This is a genomic window from Ottowia sp., assembly GCF_035325765.1.
In the GTDB taxonomy this organism is placed as follows: Bacteria; Pseudomonadota; Gammaproteobacteria; order Burkholderiales; family Burkholderiaceae_C; genus Ottowia.
In genome coordinates this window covers 44,128-61,934 of sequence record NZ_DAOKZG010000002.1, presented here as the reverse complement: position 1 = coordinate 61,934, position 17,807 = coordinate 44,128, and the positions used below count along the sequence as shown (strand labels likewise).

Here is a 17,807-nt window from a genome sequence, read left to right as displayed (position 1 = left end):
GCACGGCTTCAACTGCGACCAGCGCGGCGCCTGGGACGAGGCGGCCGCCGCGCTGGCGCGCCAGCGCACGCTGGCCTTCCTGGCCCGCCACCTGGGCTGACGGGCGCCGCGCGGCGTCAGCGCTGCGGCCCGGCCTCGACCTGCCGGAAGGCCGCGGCGAACTCGTCCAGGTGCGTCAGCAGCGCGCGCAGCGCCGCGCTGTTGTGGCGCCGCTGCATGTAGGCCACGTGCAGCCAGACGTCGGCGGGCGAGAAGGCCTCGAGCGCCGGCTCCAGTTCGCCGCGCTCCAGGTGGGGCGCCAGCGCGCGGCGCGCACCCCAGACCACGCCCAGGCCCTGCAGCGCCAGCGTGGCCAGCGGCGCCTGGTTGGTGGCGCTGAAGACCGGCTGCAAGGGCAGCTCATAGGGCTTGCCCTTGACCGAGAACAGCCAGCGCGGCGCCTCGCCATACAGGTTCCAGGCCAGTTGCGCGTGCGTGCGCAACTCGTCGGGGTGGCTGGGCTTGCCGCGCCGGCGCCAGTAATCGGGGCTGGCCGCCGCCACGTAGTCGATCGGCAGCAGCCGGCGCACGATCAGGTTGGCGTCGCCAATCGGGCCGACGCGAAAGGCCAGGTCGATGCCTTCCTCGGCCAGCCCGACCTCGCGATCGGTCACGTGCAGTTGCAGCGTCACCTGGTCGTGGCGTTGCAGGAAATGCCCCAGCATGGCCGGCAGGTCGGTCTGCATCAGGCTGTGCGGCGCGGTGAGGGAGAGCATACCGCTGGGCCGCGTGGCGCGCTCGTGCAACTCGCCCTGCGTCAGATCGATCAGCTCCAGCAGGGCGCTGCTGCGCTCGAACAGCAGCTGGCCGGCGTCGGTGAGCGACACCTTGCGCGTGGTGCGGTTGAACAGCCGCAGGTCGAAACGCGCCTCGAGCTGGGCGATCGCCTTGCTCACGCTGGCCGGCGACACGCCCTGCGCGCGCGCCGTCGCCGAGAAGCTGCCGCGGCGCGCCACCTCGCGGAAGATCTGGATCAGGTCAAGGGAGTCCATGAGTGATTATTTCCGGCCCGGAAATAGTCTGCTTCCATTCGGACATCTTCTGCCAAGGCGGGGCGACCCAATCTAAATTGCAAGGCAATCGGGGGCTGACAGCGTTCAATCCAGGATGCTGCAGAGACCCGATCAGAGCCCCGATCAAGACAAGGAGAAAACATCATGTCCGCCATGAATCGGTTCCAGATCGCCAGCATCGCAGCCAGCGCCGCGCTGCTGTTTTCGGGCAGTGCGCTTGCCGCCACGCCGAGCGCCGGCATGCAGCCGTTCTTCAACGACATGCCGACCGCGACGAGCAACGTGCAGCGTGCCAGCGTGCGTGCGATCGCGGCCCAGGATCTGCCCGTGGCCGGGCAGTTCGCCGATGAGGGTCTGCAGGGCGCGAGCAGCACGCTGACGCGGGATCAGGTGCGCGCCCTGACGCGCGACGCGATCGCCCACGGCTTTCACGTCGCCAGTGGCGAAAGCGCCTGAAACCAACGCAGCGGACTGACCAGGCCGCTGCGGACACGGCACATGAGCACCCCGCATGGGCCTGCCCAGCGGGGTGTCTTGCGTTTTGCGGCCAGACCCCAGCGCAAGCCACCGCGGCGCCGCGCGCGTGCAGCGCGTGCGTGCGACCAGAAGGAGTTGGCATCCCATGAAATTTTCGAGGAGATCGCTTTGTATTCTGACTAATTGAATTTATGTATTTATAGAGTCTGCCTATTAGATGTCGATGCATCGGGCACCGGCGCAATAGCGACCCGCAGTGGTCGAGTGTTCGACCGCAGGAGAATCGTGATGAACAAGTTCCTTGCTTCCAGCGCCACCATGGCCGCCGCCCTGTTGTTTGCGACCGGCGCCATTGCGGCATCGGCACAACAGGATTCGGGCCAGGAGCCGTTTGCGGAGGAAGCGCCGACGGGTGCCAGCACGCAGACGCGCAGCGCGGTGGAGGCCCAGGCGGCGCGCACGCCACCGGCTGACGGCAACTTCAACGCCAAGGGCAAGGCAGCACCCAGCAGCACGCTGACGCGCGCGCAGGTCCGCCAGCAGACGCGCGAAGCGGAGAAGACTGCGCACGGCTTCCCCGACAAGAGCGGCGAGTCCAAGTAAGCGCGGCCCCGAGCAAGCCCAGGACGGACGGAGCCGTCCGGCGGGCCATGCGCGCCAGGAAGTGTCCCCCTGCCCAGCCAGTCGAGCCCCTCGGGTCGACTGGCTTTTGCGTGGGCGAAAGCGCGGACGGGAGTGCTACGAAGTGGGCTCTTCGTCCCGCGCGTGCGTCAGGTAGCGCCGGCGCCAGAACAGCAGCACGATGGCCAGCGCCAGCAGCACCAGCAGCACCAGCGCGGCCCACATGCCGGCACGGCTGTGGATCAGCGGCAGGTGGTCGAAATTCATGCCGAAGAAGCCGGTGAACAGGTTCAACGGCAGGAACACCGCGGTGATCGCGGTGAGCGTGCGCATGATGTCGTTGGTACGCTGGCCCTGGGCGTTGAAGTGAATCTGCACCGCGGTCTCGGCGGACTGCTCGAGCCGCCGCGCGTGGTGCAGCACGCGATCGATGTGCTGCATGACGTCGCGCGTGCGCGCCACCAGCTGGTCACGCTGCAGCTGGGCCTGCTGCGGATCGGCACCGTAGCTGGACAGCGGCAGCTCGCGCAGCGCCTCCAGCCACTCCTGCATCGCGTCCTGCTGCTCTTCGCACAGCTCCTGCAGAAGATGCAGGCGCTGGCGCGCGCGCATCAGAACGGGCCACACCCCGCGGCGCGGGCGCGCCTGGAACAGCGCCGCCTGCGCCTGCTCGAGCGTGTGCGCGAGCTGCTTGCGCAGGTCGAGATAGCTGTCGACCATGGCGTTGATCATCTGCAACGCGACGTCGGTCGGGCTCTGCGGCAGGCGCGCGCGCGCCGCCTGGGCATCGATGCCAAGCCGCACATCGGCAGCCAGGCGCTCGATCAGGCTGGCGGCAACCTGGCAACCCGGCGCATGCACGCTGACGAGCAGGCGGTCGAACACCGCGAAGCCCACCGCACGCGACTCGATGCGCGCTGATGACCCGGCGGCCGCGGCTCCGCCCGTCGCCGCCACTTCCGCGGCGCTCGCCAACCGGCGAAAGATCACCCGGTCATAGACCGAGGTGGCATCGAAGTGCGAGGGATGCGCGGCATTGGCCAGATCCTTGGCATGGACGTCGAGCAGCGGCGCGCCGCCGAGACGCCGGGCCAGCGCTTGCACTTCGGCCTGTCGATCGTCGAACTCGGCGCGCTCCAGGTAGATCCAGACAAAACCGTCGGCGGGCAGCCGTTCGGGCGGCTGCTCCAGGAAGCGCAGGGCGCCGGCGGCGAATTCGACGAGGTTCACGGCGTGGCTCGGTACCGGGCACGCCAGCCGGCGAGAGCCGCTGGTTCGAGGATGGCCCTGGCGCGCACGCCCCTCAGCGTCCGCGCAGCAGGTGCGCAGCGTCGCGCGCGAAATAGGTCAGCACGCCATCGGCGCCGGCGCGCTTGAACGCCAGCAGGCTTTCCATCATGACGCGGTCATGGTCCAGCCAGCCATTTTGCGCGGCAGCCTTGAGCATGGCGTATTCGCCGCTGACCTGGTAGGCGAAGGTCGGCACGCGGAATTCGTCCTTCACGCGGCGCAGCACGTCGAGGTAGGGCATGCCCGGCTTGACCATCACCATGTCGGCGCCCTCCTGCAGGTCGATGGCGACCTCGCGCAACGCCTCGTCGGTATTGCCCGGGTCCATCTGGTAGACCTTCTTGTCACTCTGCCCCAGGTTGGCGGCCGAGCCGACGGCATCGCGAAACGGCCCGTAGAAGGCGCTGGCGTACTTGGCGCTGTAGGCCATGATGCGCGTGTGGATGTGGCCCTTCTTTTCCAGCGCGTCGCGGATCGCGCCGATGCGTCCGTCCATCATGTCGCTGGGCGCCACGATGTCGACGCCGGCGCCAGCCTGCGTGAGCGCCTGCTTGACCAGCTGGCCGACGGTCTCGTCGTTGAGGATGTAGCCAGTCTTGTCCAGCCAGCCGTCCTGGCCATGGCTGGTGTAGGGGTCGAGCGCGACGTCGGTCATGATGCCGAGCTGCGGGAAGCGCTTCTTCAGCTCGCGCACCACACGCGGAATCAGGCCGCGGGCATTGGTGGCCTCGCTGCCCTTGTCGTCCTTCAGCTTGGTGTCGATCACCGGGAACAGCGCCAGCACCGGGATGCCGAGTTGCACGCACTCCTCGGCCAGCGGCAGCAGCAAGTCGAGCGACAGGCGCTCGACGCCGGGCATCGACGGCACGGCCTCGCGCCGGTTCTTGCCGTCCTGCACGAACACCGGATAGATCAGGTCATCGACCGACAGCTGGTGTTCGCGCACCAGGCGACGCGTGAAGTCGTCCCGGCGCAGGCGGCGCGGACGATGCGCGGGGAAAGGGGCGGGTGGAAACGTGCTCATGGCGAAAATTGTGCCTCAAGCCGCCTGCGCACGACCCGGACCGGCGCTGGAGGCGTTGCGCGCACCGCACGGAAGTCCGGCCCATGCCGCCCCGCTGGCCGATCTCTTGGTGAGGATTTGCAACGCCGTCCACCACCTGCGCGGCCCCGGCTGCGCGCGGCACGACGCTGGCCGAGGCCGGCGCACGACGAGCCGCCAGAAGAGCGCCTGGGCCCCACGACGGAACCCGCACCACGGGCTCGAAGCCCGGGCGAATCTGGACCGGAATGGCTCTGGCGAGGTGCGCCGTCCGGGCGGGGACACGTGGCCGCCATGCGGCACCGCTGCCGCTTTCGAAGCCCTTCGTGCGCGACCTGCTCGGGACTGGCCTGGCGCGCCGATCGCGCGGCTTCCGGACGCCTCCGACGGCTGCTGCCCGGATGAATTCGGATACAAATGAACAACTCTTGCAAACCAATACTTTTGGTATAGTTCGTCCGGGCGGTTCGCCGCCCCCCGCTTTTCCTCCCTGAGCGGGAGCCTAGATGTGTGACAGCAGACAGGCTTTCGACCCCGGCCCCATGTGGCCGGGGTTTTTTACTGCGCGCACGCAACCGTCCTGCGAGCACGCGCCCGCCAGCCGATACACTTGGCCCGGAGCCGGCCATCGGGCGCGCGCATCAATGCCGCGATCGATGGGCCAGGCCAGGGCGAACGCCGCGGCTGCGGGGAGCGACTGCCTGCCTTCGCGCGGCGGGAACGAACCCGGCCTCTGGTCGGGCTGCGCCCTGCAAGGACGCGAGCAAAGCACTCTGCATGACGCGCCGATCGCGGCCGTCGGCAAGGGTGCAGCGCCGCCGGCCATCCGGTGCAGGCGAGTGACGGCACTTCGGCCGATGCCGGCGCGCCTGTCGTGAAGAACACCAGCGATCAACGGTCATTTCCAGGTTTCAACATGCTGTGGATCAAGGCGCTGCACATCGTCTTCGTGGTGAGCTGGTTTGCCGGCCTGTTCTACCTGCCGCGCATCTTCGTCAACCTGGCGCTGGTGCCCCCCGAATCGCTGGCCGAGCGTGCGCGGCTGCTGCTGATGGCGCGCAAGCTGTATCGCTTCATGAGCCTGCTGGCCGTGCCGGCGATCGCCTTCGGCCTGGTGCTGTGGCTGGGCTACGGCATCGGACGCGGCCCGGGCAACGGTTGGTTGCACGCCAAGCTGGGGCTGGTGCTGGTGCTGATCGCCTACCACGCACTGTGCGGCCGCCTGCTGGCGCGCTTCGAGCGCCAGGCGTCGGTGCATGGGCACGTCTGGTTTCGCTGGTTCAACGAACTGCCCGTGCTGCTGCTGCTGGCCACCGTGATCCTGGTGACCGTCAAGCCGTTCTGAGACAACGCCCGACCAGTTTCGATGATGACGCGCGCCCTGCATGGGGATGGGATGCGAGGCTGCGTGCCGCGGCTCCAGCGGTGGCCGCGCACCCCCGGACGGCACGACGAGGGCCAGCCTGCGGCCGGCCCGCGCCCTGCAAGCGCAAGGCGCGGCCCTGGCCGGGGCGCGCGGCGCGCGACCGGCTGGCCCAGCGTCGCCCGGAGCCCCGGGCCGGCACTTGGCCGCTCGCGAACGTCTCGATCGCACGCACCGATCGGGCGCCTCCGACGGCCGGCCCCGGCTTGAACCGACCACGCCCGGCGAACCGATGACGCGCCGACCCCGCTCCGTCGCCCTGCCGCTGGCGCTGCTGTACACGGCGCTGATCATCTACGCCAGCCTGTTCCCCTTCAGTGGCTGGCGCGACCAGGGCATCGTGCCCTGGGCCTACCTGCGGGCCCCCTGGCCGCGCTACTGGACCGGCTTCGACCTGGCGACCAACCTGGTCGGCTACCTGCCGCTCGGCCTGCTGCTGGCGCTGCTGTTCGAACGCCGCTGGGGCCGCTGGCGCGCGGTCGCGCTGGCCAGCCTGGCCGCGGCGCTGCTGTCGTTCAGCATGGAGAGCCTGCAATCCTGGCTGCCGCAGCGCGTCGCCTCCAACGTCGACCTCGGCCTGAACGCCGCCGGCGGCCTGATTGGCGCGCTGGCCGCCGCGTTGCCGGCACGTCTCGGCCTGGTCGAGCGCCTGCGGCGCCTGCAGCAGCGCTGGTTCGTGCGCGACGCGCAGGGCAGCCTGGTGCTGCTGGCGCTGTGGCCGGTGGGGCTGCTGTTCCCGCCGCCGATCGCCTTCGGCATGGGCCAGGTCTACGAGCGCCTGGAAGAGGGCCTGGCGCGCCTGCTGCAGGGCACGCCGTTTCTCGAATGGCTGCCGCTGCGCGAGATCGAGTTCGAACCGCTGCTGCCGAGCGCCGAGATCGCCTGCGTCGCGCTCGGCGCCATCGTGCCCTGCGTGCTGGGCTACACGGTGATCGAGCCGGGACGCCGGCGCGTCCTGTTCGCGGCGCTGGCACTCGGTGCGGGCGTGGCGGTATCGGCGCTCTCGACCGCGCTCACCTACGGACCGGCCCACGCCTGGGCCTGGGTCACGGCATCCGTGCGCTGGGGCTTGCCGCTGGCGGCGCTGGCCGTGCTGGCCGCGGCGCGCCTGCCACGCCGTGCCTGCGTGGCGCTGCTGGTCCTCGTCCTGCTCGGACAACTGCTGCTGCTCAACGTCGCGCCGCAGAATCCCTACTACGCCAGCGCGCTACAAACCTGGGAGCAAGGCCGCTTCATCCATTTCTTCGGGCTGGCCCAGTGGGTGGGCTGGCTCTGGCCCTTCGCGGCCCTGGTCCATCTCGTGGCCCGGCTGCGGCCAGCGCCCGTGATGCCTAGAATCCGGCCATGACCGCACCCCCGGCAGCGCCGTACTACCAGCGCCACATCTTCTTCTGCCTGAACCAGCGCACGGGCGGCGAAAACTGCTGCGCCGACCACGGCGCGCAAGCCGCGTTCGAGCACTGCAAGGCACGCGTCAAGGCCGCGGGCCTGGCCGGGGTCGGCCGGGTCCGCGTGAACAAGGCCGGCTGCCTGAACCGCTGCGCCGGCGCGCCGGTGGCGGTGGTCTACCCGGAAGGCGTGTGGTACTCCTACGTCGACCTGAGCGACATCGACGAGATCGTCGACGCCCACCTGCGGGGTGGGCGCGTGGTCGAACGCCTGCTGCTGCCGCCCGAGATCGGGCGCTGAGCGCCGCGCCACCCGCGCATTTACAAGCCCTTGCAGTTTGCGGGCGACCGGCCGAAGCTGCCGCCGCTATAATTTGAATAGCTAATGAATGCCTTGACCCAATCCTTGATGTTGCAGGGCCCGGTCGGCGCGATCGAGGCGCAGTTGGACGCACCGGCGCCCGAGCGCATGGCGACGCCCCACGGCACGGCGGTGCTCGCGCACCCGCACCCGCTGTTCGGCGGCACCATGAGCAACAAGGTGGTGCAAACCCTGGCGCGCGCCTGCGTGCAGTGCGGCTGGCGCGCGCTGCGCTTCAACTTCCGCGGCGTCGGCCGCACCGCCGGCACGCACGATGACGGCCGCGGCGAGTTGCAGGACATGCTGGCGGTGATCGAGCAGGTTGCGCCCGGCGATGCGCCGCTGGTGATCGGTGGCTTTTCCTTCGGCGCCTTCGTCGCCAGCCACGCCATCGCCGCCCTGCACGGCCAGCGCCCGATCGCGCGCGCGGTGCTGGTGGGCACGGCGGCCTCGCGCTTCGACGTCGCGCCGGTGCCCGAGGCCCTGCATCCGGCCACCCTGGTGATCCACGGCGAGCAGGACGACACGGTGCCGCTCGCCTCGGTGTTCGACTGGGCCAGGCCCCAGGTGCTGCCGGTCACCGTGGTGCCCGGGGGCGGCCATTTCTTCCATGGACAACTGCCGCTGCTCAAGACCCTCGTGATGCGCCACCTCGGCGCCTGACCCGGGCGCCGGGGCCGCACCGGGCCCCGTGGTCATTCCTCTCCCATCCCCGCTCGCCATGCATCGTCTCACCCAGCTCCTCGCCACGTTCACCCTTGCCGCCGCCTCCCTGTCTGCCTTCGCGCAGGCGCCCCAGCCGCCCGAGGTGGCGGCGCGCTCCTTCCTGGTGATGGACGTGACTTCGGGCCAGATCCTCGCCGGCAAGGACATCGACGACGCGGTCGAACCGGCCTCGCTGACCAAGCTGATGACCGCCTACCTGGTCTTCGACGCGCTGCGCGCCCGCAAGATCACGCTGGACCAGACGTTCCCGGTGAGCGAGCGCGCCTGGAAGACGCCCGGCTCGCGCATGTTCATCGATCCCAAGATGCAGGTACCGGTGGACGACCTGATCAAGGGCATGATCGTGCAATCGGGCAATGACGCCACGGTGGCGCTGGCCGAGGGCGTGGCCGGATCGGTCGAGCGTTTCGTCGAACTGATGAACGACCAGGCCAAGGCCATGGGGCTGAAGAACACCACCTTCAGGAATCCCGAAGGCCTGACCGAGCCTGGCCACACCACCACCGCGCGCGACCTGGCCATGCTGTCGGCACGGCTGATCACGGACTTCCCCGAGGAGGCCAAGTACTACTCGATCCAGAAGTACCGCTACCCCGGCACGCCCGCCAGCAACGACACGAATCGCAACACCCTGCTGTTTCGCGACCCCACGGTCGACGGCCTGAAGACCGGCCACACCAAGGCCGCCGGCTACTGCCTGGTGGCGACGGCCAGGCGCGACTTCCCCAACCTGAAGGGCCGGCGCGTGCTGTCGGTGCTGCTGGGCGCGGACAGCGAGAGCGCGCGCGTCAACGAATCGCAAAAGCTTCTCAACTGGGGCTACACCGCGTGGGAAGACATCCAGCTGTTCGATGCCGGCCAGGCGGCGGCCACGCCGCGCGTCTGGAAAGGCCAGGGTCCGACGCTCCCGCTCGGCTCCGAGCACGCCATCGTGGTGACCGTGCCGAGCGGCGCGGCGGCGCGCGTGAAGACCGAGGTGGTGCGGCCCGAGCCGCTGGTGGCGCCCTTCAAGAAAGGCCAGGCGGTGGCAACGCTGAAGGTGACACTGGACGAACAGCAACTGGTCGAGGTGCCGCTGATCGCCCTCGAGAACATGCCCGAGGCGGGCCTGCTGGGCCGCGCCTGGGACGCCATCCGCCTGTGGATCCAGTGAGCGGCCCGCGACGGATCTGGCGGTGAGCACGTGGCGCGCAGTGCCGCAGGGGGCATTCCATCTCACCCCGAGCGCGCGAAAAACAGCACGCTCATCACCAGCCCGGTGGTGATCACGATCAGGCGCACCCAGAACGCCGGCAGGCGGCGCGCCAGGCGGGCCCCGGCCAGCCCGCCCAGCGTGGCGAACACCGCCATCAGCAACGCCGGCGCCCAGACGATGGCCCCACCCAGCGCATAGGCCACCACCGAGACCACCGAGAGCACGGATGAATTCAGGTTCTTCAGCGCGTTCGCCGTGTTCAGCCGCGTCTCACCCACCAGCAGGTACAGCGCCAGCAGCAGGATGCCGACCCCGCCATTGAAGTAGCCGCCGTACGCGGTGGCCGCGAGCAGGCCCGGACCGCGCCAGCGCGCCAGCCGTGCGCCGCCTTCGCCGGCGCTCCAGCGCGCCAGCCGCGGGCCGACGGCAAACAGCACGGTGGCCAGCAACAGCAGCCAGGGCACCACTCCGGCGAACACCTGGGGCGGCGTCACCAGCAGCAGCAGCGCGCCGGCCACGCCGCCCACCGCGCTGATCGCCACCTCGCGCCACAGCAGGGCGCGCGGCAGCGCGGCCAACTCGCGACGAAAGCCCGCCACGCTGCCGAAATAGCCGGGACACACCGCAAGCGCGCTGGTGGCATTCGCCGGAATCGGGGGCACTCCGGCCCAGACCAGGGCCGGAAAGGTGAGGAAGGTGCCGCCCCCGGCGATGGCATTGAGCACGCCGGCGGCGAAAGCGGCGACGGCGAGCAGCGCCCAGGTTGCGATGTCCATGGTGTGGGATGGTCGAAGACAGGTTGGCAGTCCGGCGCTGCAGGGCGCGCCGCGGTGCGTCGGCCGTGATTCTGGCCCCGGATCAGGCCAGCGCGTCGTCGCCCGCGATCTGGATGGAAGCGTCGGTGTACACGACGTCCAGCGCAAAGCGGCGGCCGCGCGCATGGTCTTCCACGCAACGCAGCACCAGCGGGCTGCGATGACGCGACTGGCTGGCGCGCACTTCTCCGAGCGTCATCCAGAGCGTGCGGACGATGCCGCGATCCAGGGCGCGGCCGGGCTCCGGCGCTCCCGCCGCACCGCAGTAGGCGATGCGCAGCCAGGTCGCGGACGTGCCCTCCGCGTCCAGCGAGCCGGCCAGGTAGACCCCCAGCAGCGCCTGCGGACGAAAGGGCCGCGCCGTCTCTTCCAATGCCTCGCGCACCGCCCCATCCAGGGGCGACTCGCCCGGCTCCAGGTGCCCGGCCGGCGTGTTCAGCCGCAGGCCCAGGCTGGTCTGTTCCTCCACCAGCAGATAGCGACCGTCCTGCTCGATCACGGCCGCCACCGTCACGCTGGGTTTCCACCTCGGTTTGCTCATGCGCCGATTATGCAGACCCGGACCGATCGGCCGAAACCGGAAATAACGCACAATCAGGGCTCATTGCCGCCCGCCCGACCCGAGATCAGGAGCCTGGGCTGACTGCCCATGCATCCGCGGGCGGCCTGCTCGCCAGAGGAGAACGATTCATGCTGATTGGCGTTCCTGCCGAAACCGCCACCGGTGAAAACCGGGTTGCCGCAACCCCAGAAACCGTCAAGAAGCTGGTCGCGCAAGGCCATTCGGTGCGCGTGCAGGCCGGCGCGGGCGGGGGCGCCAGCGTCACCGACGAGGCCTTCGTCGCTGCCGGCGCCGAGCTCGTCGATGCGGCCAGTGCCTTCGGCGCCGAGCTGGTGCTCAAGGTGCGCAACCCCTCGCCCGGAGAAATCGCCCTGATGAAGCCCGGCACGGTGCTGGTCGGCATGCTCGAGCCCTTCAACGCCGAGGGCCTGGAGCGGCTGGCCGCGGCCGGGCTCACCGCCTTTGCGCTCGAGGCCGCGCCGCGCACCACGCGCGCGCAGAGCATGGACGTGCTCTCCAGTCAGGCCAACATCGCCGGCTACAAGGCGGTGATCATGGCGGCCGACCACTACCAGAAGTTCTTCCCGATGCTGATGACGGCGGCCGGCACCGTGAAGGCGGCGCGCGTCGTCATCCTGGGCGTGGGCGTCGCCGGCCTGCAGGCCATCGCCACCGCCAAGCGCCTGGGCGCGGTGATCGAGGCGAGCGACGTGCGCCCCAGCGTGAAGGAGCAGATCGAGTCGCTGGGCGGCAAGTTCATCGACGTGCCCTATGAGACCGACGAGGAGCGCGAGGCCGCCGAAGGCGTCGGCGGCTATGCGCGTCCGATGCCCAGAAGCTGGCTCGACCGCCAGCAGGCCGAGGTGGCCAAGCGCGTGGCGCTGGCCGACGTGGTGATCTCCACCGCCCTGATCCCGGGACGCGCCGCGCCCACCCTGATCACCGAGGCCATGGTGCAGAGCATGAAGCCGGGCTCGGTCATCGTCGACATGGCGGCCGGCCGCGGCGCGCCCAATCCCGACGGCAGCGTCGGCGGCAACTGCCCGCTCACCGTGGCCGACCAGACCGTCACGCGCCACGGCGTGGTGATCGTGGGCGAGACCAACCTGGCCTCGCGGGTGGCGGCCGACGCCTCCCAGCTGTACGCGCGCAACGTGCTCGACTTCCTCAAGCTGATCCTGCCGCCCGCCGCCAAGGGCGAGCCGCCGGCCACGCTCAGCATCGATCTGGAAGACGACATCGTCGCCGCCTGCCGGATGGCGCAGGACGGCGCCGTGACCCGCCAGTCCTGAGCCCGGCGTTGCCCGCGCTCCCAGCCTTTCCAGGAGACCTCCCATGGATGCCGTATCCCCCTTCATCATCAACCTGAGCATCTTCGTGCTCGCCATCTACGTGGGCTACCACGTGGTCTGGACCGTGACGCCGGCGCTGCACACGCCGCTGATGGCCGTGACCAACGCCATTTCGGCCATCGTGGTGGTCGGCGCCATGCTCGCTGCAGCCCACACCGAGGGAAGCTTCGGCAAGCTGATGGGCGTGGCCGCGATGGCGCTGGCCGGCGTCAACATCTTCGGCGGCTTCCTGGTGACGCGCCGCATGCTCGAGATGTTCAAGAAGAAGGAACGGCCGGCCAAGGCCGAGGCCAAGTAAGCAGGAGCACGACCACCATGAGCATGAACCTCGTCACCCTGCTGTACCTGATCGCCAGCGTCTGCTTCATCCAGGCCCTCAAGGGCCTGTCGCACCCGACCAGCGCCATCCGCGGCAACCAGTTCGGCATGGCCGGCATGGCGATCGCCGTGCTGACCACGGCGGCCCTGATCGTCCAGCTCGAAGGCACGGCCACCGGCCTGGTCTGGGTGCTGCTGGGCCTGGCCATCGGCGGCGGCTACGGCACCTGGCGCGCCAACACGGTCGAAATGACCAAGATGCCGGAGCTGATCGCGTTCTTCCACAGCATGATCGGCATGGCGGCCGTCTGTATCGCCGCCGCCACCGTGTCCGAGCCCTGGGCCTTTGGCCTGGCGCAGAGCGTGGCCGACGGCGGCGACGGCCTGATCCCGCGCGGCAACCGCGTCGAACTGGCGCTCGGCGCCTTCATCGGCGCGGTCACCTTCAGCGGCTCCGTGATCGCCTGGGGCAAGCTCTCGGGCACCAGCAAGTTCCGCCTGTTCCAGGGCGCGCCAGTGGTGTTTGCCGGCCAGCACTGGCTGAACCTGATCCTGGGCATCGTCACGCTGTTCTTCATCTTCGGCTTCTGGCATTCGCAAAGCGGCTTCGATTTCGCGCTGGTGTGCCTGCTCGGCTTCGTGATCGGCGTGACACTGATCATCCCGATCGGCGGCGCCGACATGCCGGTGGTGATCTCGATGCTGAACAGCTACTCCGGCTGGGCCGCGGCGGGCATCGGCTTCTCGCTCGGCAACAGCATGCTGATCATCGCGGGCAGCCTGGTCGGCTCCTCGGGCGCGATCCTCTCCTACATCATGTGCAAGGCAATGAACCGCGCCTTCCTCAGCGTGCTGCTGGGCGGCTTCGGCGGCGAGACCGCGAGCGCGGGCGGCCAGAAGGAGCAGCGCCCGGTCAAGAGCGGCAGCCCGGACGACGTCGCCTTCATGCTCGGCAACGCCGACAGCGTGATCATCGTGCCGGGCTACGGCCTGGCGGTGGCACGCGCGCAGCACGCCGTCAAGGAGATGGTCGACAAGCTCACCGACAAGGGCATCGACGTCAAGTACGCCATCCACCCGGTGGCCGGCCGCATGCCCGGCCACATGAACGTGCTGCTGGCCGAGGCCGAGGTGCCCTACGACCAGGTGTTCGAGATGGAGGACATCAACGGCGAGTTCGGCCAGGCCGACGTGGCGATGATCCTGGGCGCGAACGACGTGGTCAATCCCGCCGCGCTGGAGAAGGGCAGCCCGATCTACGGCATGCCGATCCTGGAGGCCTACAAGGCCAAGACCGTGATCGTCAACAAGCGTTCCATGGCCGCGGGCTATGCGGGCCTGGACAACGAGCTGTTCTACATGGACAAGACCATGATGGTGTTCGGCGACGCCAAGAAGGTGGTCGAGGAAATCGCCAAGGCGATTGAATGACGCTCCCCCTGAGGCGCTGCGCGCCATCCCCGGAGGGGACGCACCTGGCGGCCAGGGGGCCCCTGGGCGCGGGTGCCTGGGCTGGCCTGCTCCGCGGCCGTTTGGTCCTTGACTCGGCGTGGCTGCTGCGCGTCGCTCCCGGCGGGGCTGTTTGACGAGTTCCGAGGTCGCGGTGCGTCGTCGCGGTGACAATAGGTTGCAAGGCCGCATTGGCCGCATCCAAGGAGGATTTTCGACATGACCGAGCGCATCTGGCTCTCCAGCTACCCCGAAGGCGTGCCGGCCGACATCGACGCGTCGCAGTACCCGTCGCTGGTGGCGCTGATGGACGAGGCCTTCCGGAAGTACGCCGACCGCACGGCCTACCGCTTCATGGGGCAGAGCATCAGCTACGCCGACACCGATGCGCAGAGCCGGGCGCTGGCGGCCTACCTGCAGGGCCTGGGGCTGGCGCGCGGCGACCGCGTGGCGCTGATGATGCCGAACATGCCGCAATACCCGGCCGCCGTCGCGGCGGTGCTGCGCGCCGGCTTCGTGGTGGTCAATGTCAACCCGCTCTACACCGCGCACGAGCTGCAGCACCAGCTGCAGGATTCGGGCGCCCGGGCCATCATCATCATCGAGAACTTCGCGGCCACGCTGCAGAAGTGCATCGCCAACACGCCCGTCCAGCATGTCGTGCTGACGGCCATGGGCGACCGCCTCGGCCTGCTCAAGGGGGCGCTCGTCAACTACGTCGTGCGCAAGGTCAAGAAGCTGGTGCCGGCGTTCCACCTGCCCGGTGCCGTGCGCTACAACGACGCCGTGAACCGGGGCCGCGGCGCCGCCTTCACGCCGGCCAGCGTCGGTCCGGACGACATCGCGGTGCTGCAGTACACCGGCGGCACCACGGGCGTGGCCAAGGGCGCCATGCTGCTGCACCGCAACCTGATCGCCAACGTGCTGCAGTCCGAGGCCTGGAACGAGCCGGTGATGAAGACCATCCCGGCGGGCGAGCAGTCCACCGCCGCGTGCGCGCTGCCCCTCTACCACATCTTCGCCTTCACCGTCAGCATGATGCTCAGCATGCGCACGGGCGGCAAGCTGGTCCTGATCCCGAATCCGCGCGACCTGAAGGCCACGCTGAAGGACCTGTCGAAGGAGACCATCCACACCTTCCCGGCGGTCAACACGCTGTTCAACGGGCTGGCGCACCACCCCGATTTCGGCACCGTCGACTGGAGCAACCTGCGCGTCTCGGTCGGCGGCGGCATGGCGGTCCAGGGCGCCGTCGCCAAGCTCTGGCTGGAGAAGACCGGCTGCCCCATCGTCGAGGGCTACGGGCTGTCCGAGACCAGCCCATCCGCGACCTGCAACCCGGTGACCTCGAAGGAGTTCAGCGGCACCATCGGCCTGCCGCTGCCCAGCACCTGGATCAAGATCCTGGACGACAACGGCGCCGAGGTGCCGCTGGGCCAGCCGGGCGAGATCGCGATCAGGGGGCCGCAGGTGATGGCGGGCTACTGGCAGCGTCCCGACGAGACGGCCAGGGTCATGACGCCGGACGGCTACTTCAAGTCCGGCGACGTCGGCATCATGGATGAGCGCGGCTACACCCGGATCATCGATCGCAAGAAGGACATGATCCTGGTGAGCGGCTTCAACGTCTACCCGAACGAGATCGAGGACACCGTCGCGGCCATGCCGGGCGTGCTCGAGGTCGCCGCCGTCGGCGTGCCCGACGAGAAGTCCGGCGAGAGCGTCAAGCTGGTGGTGGTGCGCAAGGACGAAAGCGTGACCGAGGCCGCCGTGCGGGCCTGGTGCAAGGAGCGGCTGACCGGCTACAAGCAGCCGCATCACATCGAATTTCGCAACGAATTGCCCAAGACGCCGGTCGGCAAGGTGCTGCGCCGCGCGCTGCGCGACGAAGGGGCACGAGCCGGGTGACCCCCATGCCACGCCGCATCGGCATCGTCAGCGCCCTGCACGAGGAGCTGGCGGCGGTGCTGGCGCTGCTGCCGGATGACCAGGTGCAGACCATCGCCGGGCGCGAGTTCCGGCGCGGTCACTGGCACGGCCAGGAACTGGTCACCGTGCTCTCGCGCGTCGGCAAGGTGGCCGCGGCCACCACGGCCACCGTGCTGATCGAGCGCTTCGGCGTCGAGCAGATCGTCTTCACCGGCACCGCCGGCGGCCTGGGCGAAGGCGTGGCCGTGGGTGACGTGGTGGTGGCCGATGCCTTCCTGCAGCACGACATCGACGCTTCGCCGCTGTTTCCGCGCCACGAGGTGCCGCTCTACGGACGTTCGCGCTTTCCCGCCGACCCCGCGCTGGCGGCCCGGCTCGCGCACGCGGCGCGCCACGTGCTGGCCCGGCCCGAACGCACGCTCGGACCCGACGCCGTGCGTGACTTTGCACTGGCGCGACCGCGCGTGCACACCGGCCTGGTGGTCAGTGGCGACCGCTTCGTCGCCACGGCCGGCGAAAGCACGGCGCTGCGCCAGGAGTTGCCGCAGGCGCTGGCGGTCGAGATGGAGGGCGCCGCCATGGCCCAGGTGTGCCTCGACTATGGCGTGCGCTTTGCCGCGTTGCGCACCGTATCCGATCGCGCCGACGATTCGGCGCACGTCGACTTCAGCCGCTTCGCGGCGCAGGTGGCGAGCCGCTACAGCGCCGCCATGCTGGAAGCCTACCTCCAGCAGGTGCTGGCGGACGACGCACCGACGCCAGCCTGACGGGACCGACAGGCTGCCCCGACGGGGCTGCGAGTGCGCGGGAGGTGTGCATCTGGACGGGATCGCTCGGCCGGGTGCTCACGCGAAGCAAATCCCGAGAGACCGGGGTGCGGTCCATCCCGAATCCCAATGCTTCCGCGGGAACGAGCATGAAGGGGCCAGAGGGTCACCCCGCGGGCACGCCTTGCCAGCCAGGCGCATGGGCTCGAAGGTATGCGCGCCAGGGAAGCCGCGCAGGCTCCCTCGGAGCCGCGGCGCGCGCTCTTGCCTGACACGCCCACCACGGCACTGACGGGCGCATCCCATTGCCGGATTCGGGTTCAACCGCGGCTTCCGGGGCGCAGGCATCCCGCGGGGCCGGAAGGGCCGGCCGTCAAACCCCTTCGGTCAAGGCGCAAGACACGGCCGCAGCGCGGGCCACGGCCAGCCGCTGCAACACAGGGCGGGCGGAACTCGGCGCTCAGGGCGAGCGTGCGCGATGCGCCCAAGCCTGGTCAGCGCACCAGCAGCACCGGAACCTTGCAGTTGGCCAGCACCTTGGTGGCCACCGAGCCCATCACCAGGTTGCGCAGGGCACTGTTGCCATGCGAGCCCATGATGATCAGGTCGAACTTGCCGGTCTCGGCGAACTTGGCGATGGTTTCGCCCGCCTGGCCGACCTTCCAGCCCGCAGCCGGCTTGTTGAAGCCCTTGCGCTTCAGGAAGCGGATCACCGGGTCCAGCACCTTGGCAGCCTCTTCGGCGTGGAACGCGTCGGCCTGGGTCTTGCCCAGCGCCGCTCGGGCGCGCGGCGGCAGCGCCGGCTGCACCGTGAACGCCGTGATGGACGTCGCGTCCACCAGGAACTCCGGATGCGCAGCCAGATAGGCCAGCATCTTCTTCGTGTAGGAACTACCGTCCACGGCAAGCAGGATCTTCATGCGGCCTCTCCAATCGATTTTCAGAAGATGAAGCAGACTCTAACGCCACTCCGCCGGGGCTGACCTGACTTCCATCAAGAATTATCGGCCATCGGCGCGCGCGCTTGCGCCCCGCAATGC

18 protein-coding genes and 1 pseudogene are annotated in these 17,807 nt (G+C 69.5%); 13 read left to right on the top strand and 6 right to left on the bottom strand.

From position 1 onward, the window contains the following. A pseudogene (locus PKA16_RS01185) lies at positions 1-100 on the top strand (dienelactone hydrolase family protein); the annotation flags it as partial. 16 nt (positions 101-116) lie between these two features. Here the strand turns inward: PKA16_RS01185 and PKA16_RS01180 are convergent. Continuing rightward, the gene (locus PKA16_RS01180) at positions 117-1,031 is read right to left on the bottom strand and encodes a LysR substrate-binding domain-containing protein (RefSeq protein WP_324399566.1); all 915 of its coding nucleotides are present in this window, start codon (positions 1,029-1,031) and stop codon (positions 117-119) included. Positions 1,032-1,196: 165 nt separating this feature from the next. On the opposite strand from PKA16_RS01180, the gene PKA16_RS01175 reads away from it, so the two are divergent. Continuing rightward, positions 1,197-1,508 (top strand): hypothetical protein, encoded by a 312-nt coding sequence (locus PKA16_RS01175; protein ID WP_324399564.1) that lies wholly within the window; start codon positions 1,197-1,199, stop codon positions 1,506-1,508. A 309-nt stretch (positions 1,509-1,817) separates the two neighbouring features. Then, complete coding sequence (locus PKA16_RS01170) at positions 1,818-2,132, top strand: hypothetical protein (RefSeq protein ID WP_324399562.1); 315 nt, start codon at positions 1,818-1,820, stop codon at positions 2,130-2,132. 135 nt (positions 2,133-2,267) lie between these two features. Here PKA16_RS01170 and PKA16_RS01165 read toward each other — a convergent pair whose 3' ends face one another. Beyond that, on the bottom strand, positions 2,268-3,380 hold the full coding sequence (locus PKA16_RS01165) for a magnesium transporter CorA family protein (protein WP_324399560.1): 1,113 nt from the start codon (positions 3,378-3,380) through the stop codon (positions 2,268-2,270). 73 nt (positions 3,381-3,453) lie between these two features. After that, positions 3,454-4,464: a porphobilinogen synthase gene (gene hemB, locus PKA16_RS01160; RefSeq protein ID WP_324399558.1), complete on the bottom strand. Its 1,011-nt coding sequence runs from the start codon at positions 4,462-4,464 to the stop codon at positions 3,454-3,456. 934 nt (positions 4,465-5,398) lie between these two features. Between hemB and PKA16_RS01155 the strand changes: the two genes are divergently transcribed. The 5 genes from PKA16_RS01155 (at position 5,399) to PKA16_RS01135 (ending at position 9,533) form a co-directional block, all read left to right on the top strand. Next, entirely contained in the window at positions 5,399-5,827 is a 429-nt protein-coding gene (locus PKA16_RS01155; RefSeq protein ID WP_324399556.1) for a CopD family protein, read from the top strand. Between the two features lie 310 nt (positions 5,828-6,137). After that, positions 6,138-7,253 carry a VanZ family protein gene (locus PKA16_RS01150; RefSeq protein ID WP_324399554.1) on the top strand — a complete coding sequence of 372 codons (1,116 nt, stop codon included), beginning with the start codon at positions 6,138-6,140 and terminating at the stop codon, positions 7,251-7,253. Then, on the top strand, positions 7,250-7,594 hold the full coding sequence (locus tag PKA16_RS01145) for a (2Fe-2S) ferredoxin domain-containing protein (protein ID WP_324399552.1): 345 nt from the start codon (positions 7,250-7,252) through the stop codon (positions 7,592-7,594). Before PKA16_RS01150 ends, PKA16_RS01145 begins: the two co-directional genes overlap by 4 nt. Before the next feature lie 84 nt (positions 7,595-7,678). Next, positions 7,679-8,317 (top strand): alpha/beta fold hydrolase, encoded by a 639-nt coding sequence (locus PKA16_RS01140; protein WP_324399550.1) that lies wholly within the window; start codon positions 7,679-7,681, stop codon positions 8,315-8,317. A gap of 58 nt (positions 8,318-8,375) precedes the next feature. Continuing rightward, the gene (locus PKA16_RS01135; RefSeq protein ID WP_324399548.1) at positions 8,376-9,533 is read left to right on the top strand and encodes a D-alanyl-D-alanine carboxypeptidase family protein; all 1,158 of its coding nucleotides are present in this window, start codon (positions 8,376-8,378) and stop codon (positions 9,531-9,533) included. Positions 9,534-9,595: 62 nt separating this feature from the next. Here the strand turns inward: PKA16_RS01135 and PKA16_RS01130 are convergent, their stop codons facing one another. Both PKA16_RS01130 and PKA16_RS01125 read right to left on the bottom strand, forming a co-directional pair. Continuing rightward, complete coding sequence (locus PKA16_RS01130) at positions 9,596-10,351, bottom strand: sulfite exporter TauE/SafE family protein (RefSeq protein WP_324399546.1); 756 nt, start codon at positions 10,349-10,351, stop codon at positions 9,596-9,598. Positions 10,352-10,433: 82 nt separating this feature from the next. After that, the gene (locus tag PKA16_RS01125) at positions 10,434-10,931 is read right to left on the bottom strand and encodes an NUDIX hydrolase (protein ID WP_324399544.1); all 498 of its coding nucleotides are present in this window, start codon (positions 10,929-10,931) and stop codon (positions 10,434-10,436) included. 149 nt (positions 10,932-11,080) lie between these two features. Between PKA16_RS01125 and PKA16_RS01120 the strand changes: the two genes are divergently transcribed. The 5 genes from PKA16_RS01120 (at position 11,081) to PKA16_RS01100 (ending at position 16,767) form a co-directional block, all read left to right on the top strand. After that, the gene (locus PKA16_RS01120; protein WP_324399542.1) at positions 11,081-12,244 is read left to right on the top strand and encodes a Re/Si-specific NAD(P)(+) transhydrogenase subunit alpha; all 1,164 of its coding nucleotides are present in this window, start codon (positions 11,081-11,083) and stop codon (positions 12,242-12,244) included. Between the two features lie 43 nt (positions 12,245-12,287). Next, positions 12,288-12,602, top strand: a complete 315-nt coding sequence (locus PKA16_RS01115) for an NAD(P) transhydrogenase subunit alpha (protein ID WP_324399540.1) — start codon at positions 12,288-12,290, stop codon at positions 12,600-12,602. A gap of 17 nt (positions 12,603-12,619) precedes the next feature. Then, a complete protein-coding gene (locus tag PKA16_RS01110; protein ID WP_324399538.1) occupies positions 12,620-14,053 on the top strand; it encodes an NAD(P)(+) transhydrogenase (Re/Si-specific) subunit beta in 1,434 nt (477 codons plus the stop codon). A 237-nt stretch (positions 14,054-14,290) separates the two neighbouring features. Beyond that, positions 14,291-15,979: a long-chain-fatty-acid--CoA ligase gene (locus PKA16_RS01105; protein WP_324399536.1), complete on the top strand. Its 1,689-nt coding sequence runs from the start codon at positions 14,291-14,293 to the stop codon at positions 15,977-15,979. A 5-nt stretch (positions 15,980-15,984) separates the two neighbouring features. After that, positions 15,985-16,767 (top strand): 5'-methylthioadenosine/adenosylhomocysteine nucleosidase, encoded by a 783-nt coding sequence (locus PKA16_RS01100; protein ID WP_324399534.1) that lies wholly within the window; start codon positions 15,985-15,987, stop codon positions 16,765-16,767. A 494-nt stretch (positions 16,768-17,261) separates the two neighbouring features. On the opposite strand, the gene PKA16_RS01095 is transcribed toward PKA16_RS01100, so the two are convergent. Continuing rightward, positions 17,262-17,687 carry a universal stress protein gene (locus tag PKA16_RS01095; RefSeq protein WP_324399533.1) on the bottom strand — a complete coding sequence of 142 codons (426 nt, stop codon included), beginning with the start codon at positions 17,685-17,687 and terminating at the stop codon, positions 17,262-17,264. Positions 17,688-17,807 lie beyond the last annotated feature (120 nt).

Coding starts and splice junctions, on each gene's coding strand:
- PKA16_RS01125 (WP_324399544.1), bottom strand. CDS start 10,931: ATGAGCAAACCGAGGTGGAAACCCAGCGTGACGGTGGCGGCCGTGATC.
- PKA16_RS01130 (WP_324399546.1), bottom strand. CDS start 10,351: ATGGACATCGCAACCTGGGCGCTGCTCGCCGTCGCCGCTTTCGCCGCC.
- PKA16_RS01155 (WP_324399556.1), top strand. CDS start 5,399: ATGCTGTGGATCAAGGCGCTGCACATCGTCTTCGTGGTGAGCTGGTTT.
- PKA16_RS01100 (WP_324399534.1), top strand. CDS start 15,985: ATGCCACGCCGCATCGGCATCGTCAGCGCCCTGCACGAGGAGCTGGCG.
- PKA16_RS01140 (WP_324399550.1), top strand. CDS start 7,679: ATGAATGCCTTGACCCAATCCTTGATGTTGCAGGGCCCGGTCGGCGCG.
- PKA16_RS01180 (WP_324399566.1), bottom strand. CDS start 1,031: ATGGACTCCCTTGACCTGATCCAGATCTTCCGCGAGGTGGCGCGCCGC.
- PKA16_RS01110 (WP_324399538.1), top strand. CDS start 12,620: ATGAGCATGAACCTCGTCACCCTGCTGTACCTGATCGCCAGCGTCTGC.
- PKA16_RS01135 (WP_324399548.1), top strand. CDS start 8,376: ATGCATCGTCTCACCCAGCTCCTCGCCACGTTCACCCTTGCCGCCGCC.
- PKA16_RS01095 (WP_324399533.1), bottom strand. CDS start 17,687: ATGAAGATCCTGCTTGCCGTGGACGGTAGTTCCTACACGAAGAAGATG.
- PKA16_RS01170 (WP_324399562.1), top strand. CDS start 1,818: ATGAACAAGTTCCTTGCTTCCAGCGCCACCATGGCCGCCGCCCTGTTG.
- PKA16_RS01150 (WP_324399554.1), top strand. CDS start 6,138: ATGACGCGCCGACCCCGCTCCGTCGCCCTGCCGCTGGCGCTGCTGTAC.
- PKA16_RS01115 (WP_324399540.1), top strand. CDS start 12,288: ATGGATGCCGTATCCCCCTTCATCATCAACCTGAGCATCTTCGTGCTC.
- PKA16_RS01120 (WP_324399542.1), top strand. CDS start 11,081: ATGCTGATTGGCGTTCCTGCCGAAACCGCCACCGGTGAAAACCGGGTT.
- PKA16_RS01145 (WP_324399552.1), top strand. CDS start 7,250: ATGACCGCACCCCCGGCAGCGCCGTACTACCAGCGCCACATCTTCTTC.
- PKA16_RS01105 (WP_324399536.1), top strand. CDS start 14,291: ATGACCGAGCGCATCTGGCTCTCCAGCTACCCCGAAGGCGTGCCGGCC.
- PKA16_RS01175 (WP_324399564.1), top strand. CDS start 1,197: ATGTCCGCCATGAATCGGTTCCAGATCGCCAGCATCGCAGCCAGCGCC.
- hemB (WP_324399558.1), bottom strand. CDS start 4,464: ATGAGCACGTTTCCACCCGCCCCTTTCCCCGCGCATCGTCCGCGCCGC.